Consider the following 15688-nt stretch of genomic DNA (forward strand, 5'->3'; position numbering starts at 1 on the left):
CGGACCCGCGGCCTTGACCTGCGCGAACCACGCCCCGGAAAAGGCTCCGCGCTGCGGTACGGTGTCGCTGGTCGCCGCGACAGCGGCCGGCGCGACGCGTGAGGGGGCGGGTGTGGCGACGCTGTCCGATGTGGCCCGACGGGCCGGTGTCTCACCCGCCACCGCCTCCCGCGTGATCAACGGCAGCAGCAAGCCGGTCACCGAGGAGTTACGCGAACGGGTCTTGCAGGCCGTCGCCGAGTTGCAGTACGTGCCCAACGCGCACGCCCAATTGCTGGCCCGGTCGCACCGCGGCGCCGTCGGAGTGATCGTGCACGACGTCTCCGACCCGTACTTCTCGGAGATCACCCGCGGCCTGCAACGGGTCGCCACCGACCAGGGCCGCCTGTTGATGATCTGCAACAGCTACCGCGACCCGGAGCGGGAGTTGGAGTACGTCGAGCTGTTGCGGGGCCAGCAGGTCGCCGCCATCGTCCTGGCCGGTTCGGGATACCACGACGCCGACTTCACCCGGCTGCTCAACGGCAAGCTCGCCGCGTACGAGGCCACCGGTGGCCGGGTCACGGTGATCGGCCGCCACGAGCACTCCGGTGACGCGGTGATGCCGGACAACCGAGGCGGTGGCGGACTCCTCGGTCGGGAGCTGTGCCGCCTCGGCCACGAACACATCGGTGTGGTGGCCGGGCCCCGGGTGCTGACCACCATCACCGACCGGCTCACCGGGTTGCGCGCGGCACTCGCCGAACACGGCCTTGACCTGCCGGAACACCGCATCCGGTACGCCGATTTCGACCGTGACGGCGGTGCCGAGGCCACCGCCGCGCTGCTCGACGCGGAGCCCGGCCTGACCGCGATCGCGGCGCTCAACGACTCGATGGCCATCGGGGCGCTGGCGCTGCTGCGCGCCCGCGCGGTGCCGGTGCCGCAGCAGGTAAGCGTCTTCGGGTTCGACGACATGCCGATGGCCCGCGACGTTACGCCGGCGCTGACCACGGTGCGACTGCCGCTGGTGGAGATGGGTGCCCGGGCGATGGCCCTGGCTCTCGACCCGGGCGCCGCCAGCCCTCGGGTCGAGTCGCTCGCCGCCGAACTGATCCGTCGGGACAGCACCGGGCCCGCCCCGAGGTGACGCGAGTAGTGGGGGCTCGCGGCCCGGCCGAGGGCTCGTCTACCGCCACCGAAAACGTTATCGTGAGTGATCATCGTTAGGAGCCCCATGCCCCGCGCGCACCTCACCATCAACCCGGCCTTCACCATCGGCCCGGTCCGTCGCCGACTCTTCGGCGGTTTCGTCGAGCACCTCGGTCGCCACATCTACGACGGCATCCACGAGCCCGGGCATCCGAGCGCCGGACCGGACGGATTCCGGCGCGACGTGATCGATCTGGTCAAGGAACTCGGGGTCAGCACGGTCCGGTACCCGGGGGGCAACTTCGTCTCCGGCTACAACTGGGAGGACGGTGTCGGGCCGGTGGGCGAGCGGCCGCGCCGGCTCGATCTCGCCTGGCACTCCACCGAGACCAACGAGGTCGGCCTGCACGAGTTCCAGCACTGGCTCGACCTGGTGGGCAGCGAGCTGATGCTGGCCGTGAACCTCGGCACCCGGGGCCCGAAGGAAGCCGTCGAGCTGCTGGAGTACACCAACCTGCCGGCCGGCACCGCCCGCGCCGCGCAACGGGCCGCCAACGGCCGGGAGAAGCCGTTCGGGATCGCCATGTGGTGCCTCGGCAACGAGATGGACGGCCCCTGGCAGCTCGGCCACCGCGACGCGACCGACTACGGCAAGCTCGCGTCGATGACGGCGAAGGCGATGCGACAGGTGGACCGGGATCTGGAGCTGGTCGCCTGCGGATCGTCCGGCCGGGGCATGCCGACCTTCGGTGAGTGGGAACGCGTGGTGCTGACCCACGCCTACGACGACGTCGACTACATCTCCTGCCACGCGTACTACCAGGAACACGACGGGGATCTCGCGAGTTTCCTCGCCTCCGGGGTCGACATGGACACCTACATCGAGTCGGTGGTCGCGACCGTCGACCACGTACGCACGGTGAAGCGCTCGACCAAGCGGGTGGACCTCGCGTTCGACGAGTGGAACGTCTGGTACATGTCCCGCTGGCAGGAACAGGCCCGCACGTTCACCATCGACGAGTGGCCGGTCGCACCACGCCTGCTGGAGGACCGGTACACCGTCGCGGACGCCGTGGTCCTCGGCGGTCTGCTGATCTCGCTGCTCAACCACGCCGACCGGGTCACCTCGGCGAACCTCGCGCAGTTGGTCAACGTCATCGCGCCGATCATGACCGAGCCGGGCGGGCCGGCCTGGCGGCAGACGACGTTCTTCCCGTTCTCGGTGACCTCGCACGCCGCCCGGGGCGACGCGCTGCGGGTGCTGGCCGACGCCGACGAGACGACCACCGCGACCTTCGGCTCGGTGCCGGTGGTGGCCGCCGCCGCGACCAGCGACGGCACCGAGCTGACGGTGTTCCTGCAGAACCGGCACCTCACCGAGGCCACCACCGTGACGATCGACCTCGGCGCGTTCCAGCCGGCCGGCGCGGTCGCGGCCCGGGGGATCTGGGACACCGACGTACGCGCCGCCAACGACCTGCGTGACCCGCACCGGGTCGGGCTGCGGACCAACGACACCGCGCGGCTCTCCGGTGATCTGCTCACCGTCGAGCTGCCGCCCGTGTCGTGGACCGCACTCACGGTCGAGCACGCCGAGCCCGGCAAGGCCTGACCGCTGCGGCGGTCGGCGCGTATCGTCTCCGCCGTGACACCGGCGCTCGGAAACCTCACCCGCCAGCAGCGCAGGCTGCTGGCGGGGTGGCTTCCAGGGGCGACCGTCGAGGCGGACCACAGCTGGGGTCTGGTGGCCACCACGGTGCTGGAGGTGACCTGCGCCGGTTCGCGTTTCATCGTCAAGGCCGGCGGTGCCGAGGACCATGGCATCCGGCGCGAACTGGACGCCCATGCCAACTGGTTGCGCCCCTGGACCGCCCGGGGTCGGGCACCGACTCTGGTGCATGGCGACGCGGGAGCGAAACTCCTCGTCACCCGTTATCTGCCCGGCGAGTTGGTGCTCGGCAGCGCGCAGGCCGAGGACCCCCGGGTCTTCCAGCAGGCCGGTGAGCTGCTGGCGCTGTTGCACGCCCAGGTCGTCGTCACCGACGACGACCATGAGAGACGCGAGAACGAGAAGTCGCTGGCCTGGTTGTGCCGACCACACCGGATCGCCGCGCACACCGTGCGGCGACTACGGGCCGAGATCACCTCCTGGCCGACCCCGCCGGCCCGCCTCGTGCCCACCCACGGTGACTGGCAGCCCCGCAACTGGCTCGTCCACGACGGTGTGGTGGGCGTCATCGACTTCGGCCGTGCCGCGATGCGCCCCGCGTTCACCGACTTCGGCCGGCTGGCCGCCCAGGACTTCCGTCGCGACCCGCAACTGGAGGCGGCCTTTCTCGACGGGTACGGGCCTGATCCGCGTACGCCGGACGCGTGGCACCGCACCCGGGTCCGCGAGGCGATCGGCACCGCGGCGTGGGCGTACCGCGTGGGCGACGAGGCCTTCGAAGCCCAGGGCCATCGCATGATCGCCGAGGCGCTCGCCGATGTCCGGCGCTGACCAGTCCGGCGGAGGCTGTGGCGTGGCGATGCGATCATCGGTGCCATGCGCAAGATTGCCGTGACGATGGCCGTGGTCGTGCTGGTGTCGGGGTGCACCGGCGGACCGGCCGGCACGGACATCTCGGTCCCCTCCGGGACGGCCGCCGGCGGATCCCCCGAAGCCGTCGTCACCAGCCCGCCGGCACCAAGCTGGCGGCTGGCCACGCTGCCGGAGCTGGCCGGGCCCACAAGCGTGCTGTGGGACGTGGTGTCGGTGGACGCCACGCACGCGTGGGCCGTCGGCAGCGAGGCATACTCACCCGAGCAGCCGAACGACACCGGCAGCCCGGTGATCCTCCAGTGGGACGGAAGGAACTGGGCCCGCGCGCCGCTGCCGGCGATCTCGTGGCACGGTCGTCTCGACCTCGTCGCCGGCGACTCGCCCGGGAATGTCTGGGCGGTGGGCAGCACGGCCGCCGCCACCCCGGAGGAGCAGGTGACGCACGTCCTGCACTACGACGGCAGCGCCTGGCGCGAGGTGCCGTTCGCGCGGGGCGAAGGCGGAGGCCACGCACTGATCACCGGGCTAACCGTCCAAGGCGGACAGACCTGGTTGGTGGGGAACGACCTCAGCGATGTGATCATCGAGCAGTGGGACGGACGATCCTGGCGGTCGCACCAGCCGCCCGCCGAATGCCGCACCGGCGGCACCTCCTTCGGTGGAATGCCGAACTTCTGCACCTTCACCGCGATCAAGGCCTTCGGCCCGGATGACGTCTGGGCCGCCGGCAACGGCGCGTGGCAGGGATTCAAGGGCCCGTTGCTCTTCCACTGGAACGGCTCAGCCTGGCGCACCGTCCAGGTGGGCGTCAACGAGGAGGAGTCCTCGTTCAGCGCGCTCGCGGGTCACTCTTCGGGCGAGCTGTGGGCGGTGGGCGACGGTGGGTTGGCCGCGCGCGGGAGCGGTGGATCGTTCGAGCTGCTCAGGTACGGGCAAGGTGGCGCGCTGCCCGACGTGGTCACCGACCTGGCCGGACGCCCGTGGCTGATCGACAACTCGGCTACACCCAGTGCGTCGCTCGTCACGTACCGCACGGGCGGGTGGGCCCGCGTACCGGCGCCGCAACCGCCCGACGCCGTCGGCATGAGCCTGCACGGGCTTGACAGCATTCCGGGCGGCCCACTGATGTTCGCGGTGGGAGCGGCCGATCTACCCACCGATCCACGCTACCTGAGGGGGGTCGTCCTCGAGTACGCGCCGGCGCCGTCGGCCGAAGCACGCCACTGACGGGCTTGTGCCGGAGGTGGTGCTGACCGGGGAGGTGACCGACGGCTGAACCGTACCGCCCGCCGGCCGCACCCCGGGTGGGGCCGGCGGGGACGGGACGGACAGCACGCGGAGCGCGGCCTACGCTGTCCGGGTGGCGCCGGTCAGTCCAACGCAACGGGTCCTCTCCCCCGACGACGTGGTCGACTTCGTACGATCGTCCTTCGGCCCGGATCGACGGGTGACCGCCTGCGGGCCGCTGTCCGGCGGGGGCTTCGCCGCGGTGTGGTGGGCCGGTCTCGACGACGGCCGGGACGTCGTGCTCAAGGTCGCCCCGCCGCCCACCGCCCGGCTGCTGCGCTACGAGACCGACCTGCTCGCCGCCGAGGCCCGGTACTTCCGGCTGGTCGCCGAGCGGGCACCGCAGGTGCCGGTGCCGCCGGTGCTGCACCACGGCCACGACCGGCGACTCGGTGAGTGGCTGGTCACCGGCCGGCTGCCCGGCCGGGCCCTGCCCGAGCTGGACGGCGACGACGCGGCGGTCCGCGCCGGCCTGGGCGCGGCCACGGCCGCCCTGCACCGGATCACCGGCGACCGGTTCGGCTACGACGCCGGCCGCACCGGCGGAGCGACCTGGTCGGCCGCGTTCGCAGCGATCATCGACGACCTGCTCGCCGACGCGGCCGACTGGGAGGTGCCGCTGCCCGCGCCGCCGGAGCGGTTCCGGACGCTTGTGGCCCGGCACCGCGAACTGCTCGACACGGTACGCCGGCCGGCGCTGCTGCACTTCGACTGCTGGGACGGCAACGTCCTCGCCACCCTGGACGGCGACGGCGTGCACCGGATGTGTGGCCTGGTCGACGGCGAGCGGTTCCTCTACGGCGATCCGCTGCTCGATCTGGTCTCTCCGCTGCTGTTCCGTCGCGCCGAGGACGAACCGACGCACCCGTTCCTGCGCGGGTACGCCGAGGCCACCGATGTGCCGCTGGTCTTCGACGACGGGGCCCGCCGCCGGCTCGCGCTGTACCGGATGCACCTGCACCTGCTGATGACCGTGGAGATGCCCAGCCGGGGCATCACACCGGAGAACGACCCCGGCCGGCACGCCCTGCTGGCCGGGCTGCTCGACCGTGACCTGACCGAACTGGCCTCGGTCTGAGCGGCCCGCCGACCGACCCGACCGCCCGGCCCCAGCCGACCAGACCAGGCCGGCCGACTGTTGACGACCGTGAGAGGAGCCGCCGTTGCGAGACCGTCACGCCAACCTGACGCGCATCCGGTCGCTCGACCCCGAGCGTGACCACCTGGCGATCTACCAGACCATGCTGCGCCACGAGTTCTGCTGGGACCTGCGGCTCGGGCTCAACCTGGCGTTCAACCGCTCCTTCTCGATCCCGGAGATCGCCGCCGTGCACACCGCCACCGGCGAGCTGACCCGGCGGACCCGCAAGCGCATCGACGACACCGGCCTGCTGATGTACGAGATGGTGCTCAACGGCTTCGACCATCCGCGCGGGCGCTCCGCGCTGCGTCGGGTCAACCAGATCCACCGCCCGTACGGCATCGGCAACGACCACCACCGGTACGTGCTCGGCTGCCTGGTGGTGATCCCGACCCGGTGGATCGACAGGTACGGTTGGCGCCGTACCTGCTGTCACGAGCGGCGCGCCACCCACGTCTTCTACCGCGAACTTGGCCGCCGGATGGGGATCACGAACATCCCGGACACCTACCAGGAGTTCGCCGACTGGTTCGACGCGTACGACGCGGCACACCTGCGGCCCAACGACGACGCGGCGGCGATCGAGCGGGCCACCCGGGAGCTGCTGCTCGGCCGGCTGCCCCGCCCCCTGGCTCCGATCGGCGACGCCCTGGTCGCCGCGCTGTACGACGACCGACTGCGCGCGGCCACCCGGGTCGCCAGGCCGGCCTGGCCGGTGCGGGCCGGGCTGCACGCCGCACTGCGCGTCCGGGCGTGGCTGCTACGCCATCTGGGCCGGCCCCGCGTCGCGCCGCTGTTCACCGACGGGGTGATCAGCACGAGGACGTACCCGGACGGCTACACCATCGACCAGCTCGGCCCACACCCCGGCTGATCCGCGACCGCCGCCCCGGCGACGGCCGTCGCCGGTCCCGACCGGCGACGGCTGGTCGGGACCGGGTGTGCCGCAGGTCAGGACGGCGCGAAGCGGGCGATCGGATTGGTCAGCGCACCGACCAGTTGCAGGGCTGCGGACGGGTCGGCGAGGTCGACCATCTGCTGGTTGTCGCGCAGCTGGAGCCGGTTGAGGCAGGACAGCGCGAACTCCGGGGCGAACAGGTCGTAGCGGGCCAGCCGGTCGGCCAGGTGGGGTACCCGGGCGGCGTACTCGGTGGCGCAGTCGGCCACGGTACGCCAGAACTCCTCCTCGCCGATGACGCCCTGATCGGCCAGGGTCGCGCCGAGGAAGCGGAAGAAGCAGTCGAAGACATCGGTGAAGATCGACAGCAGCTTCATGTCCTCCGGGATGTCGGCGCGGACCCGCTCGACCGCCGGCGGCAGCTGCGCCGCGGCGCTCATCACCACGATCTCCTCGGCGATGTCCTTGAAGATCGCCCGCTCCACGACCCCGTCACGCAGCACCAGGATGACGTTCTCGCCGTGTGGCATGAACGCCAGGTCGTAGGCGTAGAACGCATGCAGCAGCGGAGTCAGGTAGGCGTTCAGGTAGCGGCGCAGCCACGCCGCCGGCGCCAGCCCGGAGGTGGCGATCAGCTCGGCGGCGAACGACCGCCCGTCGGCGTCGACGTGCAGCAGTGACGCCATGGTGGCCAGTCGCTGGCCGTCAGCCAGGTCGGGGACCGGGCTCTCCCGCCAGAGCGCGGCAAGCATCTTCCGGTACGGCGAGTAGCGATCGGTGGCGGCCTCGTACTGCCGGTGCCGGTAGCCGACGGCGGCCCGCTCCCGGATGATGGTCAGCCCGGTGGCCCGGAACACCTCGTCGCCGTCGATCAGGTCGGCCAACCAGTCGTTGATGGCCGGGGTGGCTTCCATGTACGCGGCCGACAGGCCCCGCATGAAGCCCATGTTCAGCACGGACAGCGCGGTCTTGACGTAGTGCCGCTCCGGCTGGCTGACGTTGAAGAAGGTGCGGATGGACTGCTGGGCGAGGTACTCGTCGGCGCCTTCACCGAGGCAGACCAGCCGGCGACGCGCCACCTCGCCGGCGAAGGTCACCGACAGCTTGTTCCACCACTGCCAGGGGTGCACCGGGATGAGGTGGTAGTCGGCGAGGTCCAGGCCCAGCTCGGTCATGGTCGCGGCGAACCGGGCGAGGGTGGCCTCGCCCAGTTCGGTGCGGAGCAGCGTCTCCTCGTCCAGGTCGGCGGCGCTGGTGAAGGTGGCGTGGTCGCGGTGGGCGGCGAGCCAGATCAGCCGGACCGGGTGGGCCGCCTCGGGGGCGTACCGGTGGTACTCATCGACACCGAAGCCGAGTCGCCCGTTGTTGGCCACGAAGCAGGGGTGGCCCTCGGTCATCGACGTCTCGATGGTCTGGAAGTCGGCCTCCACCAGCTTCGCCGCGCTGGGCAGCGCCCGGTCCAGCTTGTACGCCAGGCCGGCGAGGGTGGAGGTGATCTCCTCAAGGTAGACCGGCAGGATCCGGTCGGTGAGGCCGAGCGCGTCGCGCAGGTCGAGACAGAAGTCGACCGCGTCCAGCGGCAGCGGCTCGCCGTCCCGGTGCCGGCTGATGCTCTCCGGATCGACATCCCAGTGCTCCAGGGTCAGCACCCGGGCGGCGAACCGGTACCGGACCGCGCCGGAGGCGGCGGTGACGGCGTACCAGCGGCGGCCGGTGCCGTCGACGGCAGCCGGGCCGTCCGGTTCGGGAGTGAGCAGGCGCTCGTGGGTGAACTCGGCGAGCGCCTTGCGCACCAGCAGGCGGTTGGCCCGCTCCCAGATCTGCGGGCGCAGGTGGGCGACCGGGTCACGGGTGGTCATGCCGGTACTCCTTCGTCTCGGGTGGCGGCCAGGAACCGCTGCCGGGTGCAGATACTCAGCAGGGCCGTCTTCTCCGGCTTGCTGACCGGTCCGACCACCTCGAAGCCGACCGCCGCGTTGAGCGCGTGCACGGCGGTGTTGCGCACGTCCGGCTCGACCACCACCCGCGCCGTGGCAGGGTCGGCGAAAAGCCAGGCCAGCACGGTGGTGATGACGGCCCGGGTGAAGCCGGACACGGGGGTCTCGGCGGGCGCGCAGAGGAAGTGCATCCCGACGTCGCCGGGCCGGGCGTCATGCAGGCCGACCAGCTCGACGCGCGCCGGATCGTAACGTTCGGCGAGGAACGCCGGCTCGCCCCGCCACAGACCCAGGTACGCCTCGTGGTGCGGATGATCGGCGATGCGCTGGTACTCGGCGACCACCGCGTCGACGTCGGCGTCCTGCATCAGCCAGAACGCCGCCTTGGGGTGGGTGACCCACCGGTGCAGCAGCGGCGCGTCGGCAGCCACGTCGAGCGTACGGAGGGCGAACTCGCCGAGTCGCCGATCGTGGCGGGTGTGGACGAGCTGGCTCACCCGGTCACCCCGAAGTCCTGGAAGGCGATCGACTTCTCGATCGGGTACGGCTCACGGCCGAGCAGTTCCCGGATGATCCAGCTGTTGCGGTACGGACCCATGCCGAGATCGGGCGAGGTGATGCTGTGCGTGTGGGTGCCCCCGTTCTGCAGGAACACGCCGCGCCCGGTGGAGTCCACACTGTAGTTGCGGGCGACGTCGAGCCGACCGTGCTGGTCGAAGCGCAGCCGGTCCCGGACCGGCTCCAGGAACGCCGGCACCTCGTACCGGTAGCCGGTGGCCAGCACCAGCCCCTCGGTGTCCAGGGTGAAGTCCCGCTCCTGCTCGACGTGGCGCAGCCGGAGGGTGTGCACGCCGGTGCTCTGGTCGTGGGTGACCTCGGTCAGCTCGGTGTTGGTCAGCAACCGGGTGTTCACCGGGCCGTTGATGCTTGAGGCGTAGAGCAGGTCGTAGATGTCGTTGACCAGCTCGGCGGAGATGCCCTTGAACAACCCTTTCTGCTCGGCCTCCAGCCGGTACCGGGTGGGCTCGGGCAGCGCGTGGAAGTAGTCCACGTAGTCCGGCGAGGTCATCTCCAGCGTGAGCTTGGTGTACTCCAGCGGGAAGAAGCGGGGCGAGCGGGTCACCCAGTTCAGCTGGTAACCGTGGTGGTGGATGTCGCCGAGCAGATCGTGGTAGATCTCGGCGGCGCTCTGCCCGCTGCCGACGATGGTGATGCTCCGCTTGGCCCGCAACGCGTCCCGGTGTTCCAGGTACCGGGAGTTGTGCACCGCGTCGGAGGTCAGGCCGGCGCAGGCGCCCGGCAGGTGTGGCGGGGTGCCGGTGCCGAGCACCAGGTGCCGGGCCCGGTGGGTGACGGTGGCGCCGTCGACGGTGGCGGTCACCACGTACCGGTCATCGGTCGGGTCGTACTCGACGGCGGTGACCTGGTGCCCGAACCGCAGGTTGGGCAGTTTGGCGGCGGCCCAGCGGCAGTACGCGTCGTACTCGACCCGCAGCGGGAAGAAGTTCTCCCGGATGTAGAAGGGGTAGAGCCGGCCGATCTCCTTGAGGTAGTTGAGGAAGGAGAAGGGCGAGGTGGGATCGGCGAGGGTGACCAGGTCGGCCAGGAACGGCGTCTGCAACCGGGACGACTCCAGCAGCATGCCGGGATGCCAGGAGACGTCGTCGCGGGCCTCCAGGAACAGCCCGTCGAGGTCGGCGACGGGTGCGGTCAGGCAGGCCAGGCCGAGGTTGTACGGCCCGAGGCCGATCCCGATGAAGTCGTAGCTTTCCATCCGGCCCTCCAGGCTCGGGTCAGCAGGTGGCATGGTCAGCCGACCGGGCAGGTCAGGTCGGCGGTGGCCGCGCCGGCGTGTTCGTGCACGTGACGGCCGGCATGCTCGGCGATCAGGTCCAGCACGTAGGCGACGTCCTCGGTGGTGGTGGCCGGGTTCAGGACGGTGAACTTGAGGTACTGACGACCGTCGACCCGGGTGCCGGCGACCACGGCGAGACCGGAGGCGGCCAACGCCTCGCGGGCCCGCAGGTTCGCCGCGTCGGCCAGGTCCCGGCCGGGTCCGGTGGGGCGCCAGCGGAACACCACGGTGCTCAGCTGTGACCGGGTCAGCACCTCGAAGCGCGGGTCAGCGGCGACCAGCGCCCACGCCTGCGCGGCCCGGTCGCAGACCTCGTCGAACAGTTCACCGACGGCGTCGGGCCCCATCACCCGCAGGGTCAGCCAGAGTTTGAGCGCGTCGAACCGGCGGGTGGTCTGCAAGCTTTTGTCGACCTGGTTGGGGATGCGTTGGGCGACCATCCGGGCCGGGTTGAGGTAGTCGGCGTGCCAGGTGGCGTGCCGCAGGGTCCGCCGGTCACGGACCACCAGCGCGCTGGAGCTGACCGGCTGGAAGAAGGACTTGTGGTAGTCGACCGTCACCGAGTCCGCGCGTTCGATGCCGTCGAGCAGGTGCCGGCGGGTGGGCGAGACCAGCAACCCGCAGCCGTACGCGGCGTCGACGTGCAGCCACACGCCGGACGTCGCGCACACCTCGGCGATGTCGTCGAGCGGGTCGATGGTGCCGAAGTCGGTGGTGCCGGCGGTGGCCACCACCGCCATGACGGTCAGTCCGGCGCGCCGGCAGCGGGCGATCTCGTGGCGGACCGCGCCGGGGCGCATCCGCCGGTCGGGGCCGGTTTCCACCACCACGACCGCATCCGGTGCCAGGCCGAGCAGCTTTGCCGCCTTCTGCACGCTGAAGTGACCGGCCGCCGAGGCGATGATCCGCAGCTGGGGCAGCAGGATCCGTCGGTCGGCGGGCGTCGCGGCGGCCAGCGCCTCCTCCCGGGCCAGCAGCAGGGCGTGCAGGTTGGACTGGGTGCCGCCACTGGTGAACACCCCGTCGGCGGCTGGGCCGAGACCGATCCGGTCGGCGGTCCACTCGATCAGCCGGCGCTCGATCAGGGTGCCGCCGGCGCTCTGGTCCCAGGTGTCCATTGAGGAGTTGACCGCGCTGAGGATCGCCTCGCCGACCAGCGCCGGAATCACCACGGGGCAGTTGAGGTGGGCCAGGTAACGCGGGTGGTGGAACCAGACCGCGTCGCGCAGGTAGACGTCCTCCAGCTCGTCGAGCGCGGCGGTGGTGTCGCCCAACGGCCGGTCCAGGTCGATCGCCTCCACCTGGGGGGCGAGTTCGTCCGGGCGTACGCCGGTGAAGGGTCCGTCCGCCTCCGCCACCCGACGGGCCACCCGGTCGGTGCCGGCGGCCACCGCCCGGCGGTACTGCTCGACCGTATCGTCGTTGAGCAGGTGTGCCCGGGCGGGTGTGGTCGCGGGCTTCGGGTGGGTCGGCGTTGCCTCGGCGGTGTGCACCGGCAGGGTCATGGACGTGTCCTCCACGATCGGCGGTTCGGTTTTCGGGCAGCCGGAACCCGCCGCACGACAGGTGGGCGGCGGGCAGTTCGGTTCTGGGAGGGGTGGCGGGCGGCCGGTGCGGTGGTCGACCGTGGCCGGCCGCCCGACGGCATCAGGTGAGCTTCTTCGCCCCCTGGATCGCCTTGGCGAGGTTCTCCAGCAGCGGAGCCGCGCCCGCGTACGAGAAGCGGGGCACCGCGTCCCACGGCGTGACCTGCCCGGCCTGCACGGCGGGCAGCTGCTTCCAGGTGGGCTTGGCGGCCAGGTCGGTGGGTTGCAGGGCGGTGCTGCGGTTGTCGAGCAGGATCAGGTCGGCGGGGAACTTGCCGGTGTTCTCCCAGCTGAGCGCCTCGAAGTAGTCGCCGGCTTCCAGCTTGGTCGGCACCACGATGTCGACGCCGAGCTCGGCGAAGTACATCAGGTCGGTGCTGACCTTCGGGTTGGAGACGTAGAACAGGTCGGGGCTGCCGGAGGCGGCCATCACCTTGATGCCCGGATTGGCCGCGACGGCCTGGCGTACCGCCTCGGCGGCGGCCTCGAACCGTGCCTTGGCGTCGGTGATCCTGGGCGCCGACAGGTCGGCGCCCAGGGACTCGGCGAGCTGCGCGTACCGCTCGATCGGCTTGGTCATCGGCACCCGCGCGGTGGTGATGGTCACCACCGGCGCCAGCGGCAGGATCTTGTCCTTGCTCTCGTCCGGGACGTACCAGTAGGCGCCCGGGTCGTACATGTGGGTGACCAGCAGCTCCGGGCGGAGGGCGGCGTACTTCTCGACGCTGAACTCGCCCCAGACGTTGCCGAGGATCTCCACGCTCTCCACGTCCAGGTCACCGGCCTGCGGCTCGACGCTGCCGTCGGCCTTCTTCGTCTCACCGAAGACGCCGACGATCTCGCGGCCGAGTCCGAAGTCGACAAGTGCCGCGGCGGAACCGGTGAAGGCGACCACCCGGTCCGGCCGGGCGTCGGCGGTGACCTCCTCGGGTCGGTCGTCGGTGAACGACCAGGGCCCGGAGGCGTTGTCTCCGTTGGTTCCGGAGGCATCGTCGCGGCCGCAGCCGACGAGTGCGGCGGCCACGGCGGCACCGCCGACGGCGAGCAGCCCCCGGCGGGAGAGGCGACGGGGAGAGGGGTGCTCAGACATTCGTGTCGTCTTTCGATCAGGGTCTCGGACCATGGACAGCCGGGGGTTAGGCTAACCTAACCTAACTTCGTGCCTAGACTCGGCTCCTGTCAAGTCCCGACGGCGTTTCGCACCACACTGGAGTTCACACTGTCCGTCATCGAGTCGCCACCCTACGAGACGCCGACCCGGTCGACCGCACCGCCCCGGCACCGCCGCACCGCCCTGCGCGCCAGTGGTCTCCTGATGGCCGCGCTGACCCTGCTCACGGTCGCGGTGCTCAGCATGGCCGTCGGCGCCAAGCAGATCCCCCCGGGCGAGGTCTGGCACGCCCTGACCGACCGCGACGCCGCCGAGTACGCGGTCGTGCGGGAGCTGCGACTGCCCCGTACGCTGCTCGGTCTGTTGGCCGGCGCCGCGCTCGGCGTGGCCGGCGCGGCGATGCAGGCGCTGACCCGTAATCCGCTCGCCGACCCCGGGCTGCTCGGTATCAACGCCGGAGCCGCCGCCGCCATCGCCACCGCCACCGCCCTGTTCGGCCTCGGTGGTGGCACCGGGCAGGTGTGGTTCGCGCTGCTCGGCGCCGCCGTCGTCACCGTCGGGGTGTACGCGGTCGGTGGCGGTCGCTCGGCCACGCCCGCCCGCCTGGCGTTGGCCGGCGCGGCGCTGAACGCGGCCCTGTACTCGTACGTCAGCGCGGTGATGCTGCTCAACGCGGCCGGTCTGGAACGGCTGCGCTTCTGGACCGTCGGGTCACTGGCCAGCGCCGACGCCGGCACGGTGCTGCGGGTGCTGCCGTTCATCGCCGTCGGGTTGCTTGTCGCGTTGGCCGCCGCCCGGCCGCTCAACGCGCTCGCCCTCGGCGACGACGCCGCGCAGGCCCTGGGTGCCCGACCGGCCGTGGCCCGGGCCGCTGTGATCCTCGCCATCACCCTGCTCTGCGGGGCGGCCACCGCAGCCTGCGGCCCGATCGTCTTCGTCGGGCTGCTCGTGCCGCATCTGGTCCGTGCCGTCACCGGCCCCGACCTGCGCTGGCTGTTGCCCTACTGCGCGCTGCTCGCCCCGGTGCTGCTGCTCGGCTCCGACGTGTTCGGCCGGGTCGTCGGCCGTCCCGGCGAACTTCAGGTCGGCCTGATCACCGCCGTGGTCGGCGGCCCGCTGTTCCTGACGCTGGTGCTCAGGACGAGGACGACCCGCTCATGATCGTGATTCGTACGCCCGGCCGGCTCTCGGTCCGGTTGCATCCCCGCGTCCTCGCCGTGGGCGCGGTCTGCCTGCTGCTCACCGTCGGCGTCGGCGTACTGGCCGTCGGACATGGCGAGTACCCCATGTCACCGGCCGACGTGCTGCGCACCCTGACCGGTGGCGGCAGCGCCGCCGAGGAGTTCATCGTCACCCAGTTGCGGCTGCCCCGGCTGGTCACCGGCCTGGCCGTGGGCACCGCGCTCGGTCTGGCCGGAGCGGTCTTCCAGTCGCTGGTCCGCAACCCGTTGGGCAGCCCCGACGTGCTCGGTTTCACCCAGGGCGCGGCAACCGGAGCGCTCGTCGTGGTCGCCGTCGGCGGCAGCAGCGCCGCCCTCGCCGGCTCCGCGGCCCTCGGCGGTGTGGTCACCGGACTGCTCATCTACCTGATCGCCTGGCGGCGCGGCGTGCACGGTTACCGGCTGGTCCTGGTCGGCATCGGCATGTCGGCCATCCTCACCGGCGTCAACGGCTACCTGATGACCCGGGTACCGCTGATGAGCGCCTCCCGGGCGATGCTCTGGCTCACCGGCAGCCTCGACGGCCGCGGCTGGTCCGACGCCGTGCCGCTGCTGGTCGCCCTCGTGGTGCTGGTGCCGGCGCTGCTGGCCTGCGCTCCGGCGCTGCGGATGACCGAGCTGGGCGACGACGCCGCCAGCGGGCTGGGGGTGAGCGTGCACCGGATGCGGATGCTGCTGCTCGCCGGGGCCGTGCTGCTGGTGGCGCTGTCCGCAGCCGCCGCCGGGCCGGTGCCGTTCGTCGCGCTCACCGCCCCCCACCTCGCCCGCCGGCTCACCCGGGCACCCGGGGTCACCCTGCTGCCGGCGGCGCTCATCGGCGCGCTGATCACCGTCGTCGCCGATCAGGTCGCCCTGCGCGCCCTCCCCGGCCAACTCCCGGTCGGCGTGGTGACCGGCGTGATCGGCGGCGGCTACCTGGTGTGGCTACTGGCCACCGAGCGCCGGGCGGGCCGGCTGTGATGCCCGGACAGTCCCACGGA

At 71.7% G+C, this 15688-nt stretch carries 13 protein-coding genes; 8 read left to right on the forward strand and 5 right to left on the reverse strand.

Going from position 1 to position 15688, the window contains the following annotated elements; genetic code table 11:
* Positions 1-112: 112 nt before the first annotated feature.
* The 6 genes from O7624_RS00825 to O7624_RS00850 all read left to right on the forward strand — a co-directional run bounded on the left by O7624_RS00825 (position 113) and on the right by O7624_RS00850 (position 6975).
* Entirely contained in the window at positions 113-1129 is a 1017-nt protein-coding gene (locus tag O7624_RS00825) for a LacI family DNA-binding transcriptional regulator (protein ID WP_282238497.1), read from the forward strand.
* Between the two features lie 87 nt (positions 1130-1216).
* Positions 1217-2743, forward strand: coding sequence for an alpha-N-arabinofuranosidase (locus tag O7624_RS00830; RefSeq protein ID WP_282238498.1), 1527 nt, complete (start codon positions 1217-1219; stop codon positions 2741-2743).
* A 33-nt stretch (positions 2744-2776) separates the two neighbouring features.
* A complete protein-coding gene (locus O7624_RS00835; protein WP_282238499.1) occupies positions 2777-3631 on the forward strand; it encodes a phosphotransferase in 855 nt (284 codons plus the stop codon).
* Positions 3632-3676: 45 nt separating this feature from the next.
* Positions 3677-4900 (forward strand): hypothetical protein, encoded by a 1224-nt coding sequence (locus tag O7624_RS00840; protein WP_282238500.1) that lies wholly within the window; start codon positions 3677-3679, stop codon positions 4898-4900.
* Positions 4901-5033: 133 nt separating this feature from the next.
* Positions 5034-6038, forward strand: coding sequence for a phosphotransferase (locus tag O7624_RS00845; protein WP_282238501.1), 1005 nt, complete (start codon positions 5034-5036; stop codon positions 6036-6038).
* 85 nt (positions 6039-6123) lie between these two features.
* Complete coding sequence (locus O7624_RS00850; protein ID WP_282238502.1) at positions 6124-6975, forward strand: oxygenase MpaB family protein; 852 nt, start codon at positions 6124-6126, stop codon at positions 6973-6975.
* Positions 6976-7052: 77 nt separating this feature from the next.
* Here the strand turns inward: O7624_RS00850 and O7624_RS00855 are convergent, their stop codons facing one another.
* The 5 genes from O7624_RS00855 to O7624_RS00875 form a co-directional block, all read right to left on the reverse strand.
* Entirely contained in the window at positions 7053-8858 is a 1806-nt protein-coding gene (locus tag O7624_RS00855; RefSeq protein WP_282238503.1) for an IucA/IucC family siderophore biosynthesis protein, read from the reverse strand.
* Complete coding sequence (locus O7624_RS00860) at positions 8855-9433, reverse strand: GNAT family N-acetyltransferase (protein WP_282238504.1); 579 nt, start codon at positions 9431-9433, stop codon at positions 8855-8857. Before O7624_RS00860 ends, O7624_RS00855 begins: the two co-directional genes overlap by 4 nt.
* Positions 9430-10710: a SidA/IucD/PvdA family monooxygenase gene (locus tag O7624_RS00865; protein ID WP_282238505.1), complete on the reverse strand. Its 1281-nt coding sequence runs from the start codon at positions 10708-10710 to the stop codon at positions 9430-9432. The genes O7624_RS00860 and O7624_RS00865 overlap by 4 nt, the downstream gene beginning before the upstream one ends.
* 35 nt (positions 10711-10745) lie before the next feature.
* The gene (locus O7624_RS00870) at positions 10746-12296 is read right to left on the reverse strand and encodes an aspartate aminotransferase family protein (protein WP_282238506.1); all 1551 of its coding nucleotides are present in this window, start codon (positions 12294-12296) and stop codon (positions 10746-10748) included.
* Positions 12297-12438: 142 nt separating this feature from the next.
* Positions 12439-13467 carry an ABC transporter substrate-binding protein gene (locus tag O7624_RS00875; protein ID WP_282238507.1) on the reverse strand — a complete coding sequence of 343 codons (1029 nt, stop codon included), beginning with the start codon at positions 13465-13467 and terminating at the stop codon, positions 12439-12441.
* Between the two features lie 225 nt (positions 13468-13692).
* On the opposite strand from O7624_RS00875, the gene O7624_RS00880 reads away from it, so the two are divergent.
* On the forward strand, positions 13693-14649 hold the full coding sequence (locus tag O7624_RS00880) for an iron chelate uptake ABC transporter family permease subunit (RefSeq protein WP_282240505.1): 957 nt from the start codon (positions 13693-13695) through the stop codon (positions 14647-14649).
* Positions 14646-15668: an iron chelate uptake ABC transporter family permease subunit gene (locus tag O7624_RS00885; protein ID WP_282238508.1), complete on the forward strand. Its 1023-nt coding sequence runs from the start codon at positions 14646-14648 to the stop codon at positions 15666-15668. Before O7624_RS00880 ends, O7624_RS00885 begins: the two co-directional genes overlap by 4 nt.
* Positions 15669-15688 lie beyond the last annotated feature (20 nt).

Origin of the sequence: Verrucosispora sp. WMMD1129, assembly GCF_029581255.1 — a bacterium.
Classification (GTDB): domain Bacteria; phylum Actinomycetota; class Actinomycetes; order Mycobacteriales; family Micromonosporaceae; genus Micromonospora; species Micromonospora sediminimaris.

Excerpts from the sequence above, each read along its gene's own strand:
- O7624_RS00830 (WP_282238498.1), top strand. The coding sequence starts at position 1,217 with ATGCCCCGCGCGCACCTCACCATCAACCCGGCCTTCACCATCGGCCCG.
- O7624_RS00840 (WP_282238500.1), top strand. The coding sequence starts at position 3,677 with ATGCGCAAGATTGCCGTGACGATGGCCGTGGTCGTGCTGGTGTCGGGG.
- O7624_RS00855 (WP_282238503.1), bottom strand. The coding sequence starts at position 8,858 with ATGACCACCCGTGACCCGGTCGCCCACCTGCGCCCGCAGATCTGGGAG.
- O7624_RS00865 (WP_282238505.1), bottom strand. The coding sequence starts at position 10,710 with ATGGAAAGCTACGACTTCATCGGGATCGGCCTCGGGCCGTACAACCTC.
- O7624_RS00870 (WP_282238506.1), bottom strand. The coding sequence starts at position 12,296 with ATGACCCTGCCGGTGCACACCGCCGAGGCAACGCCGACCCACCCGAAG.
- O7624_RS00875 (WP_282238507.1), bottom strand. The coding sequence starts at position 13,467 with ATGTCTGAGCACCCCTCTCCCCGTCGCCTCTCCCGCCGGGGGCTGCTC.
- O7624_RS00880 (WP_282240505.1), top strand. The coding sequence starts at position 13,693 with ATGGCCGCGCTGACCCTGCTCACGGTCGCGGTGCTCAGCATGGCCGTC.
- O7624_RS00885 (WP_282238508.1), top strand. The coding sequence starts at position 14,646 with ATGATCGTGATTCGTACGCCCGGCCGGCTCTCGGTCCGGTTGCATCCC.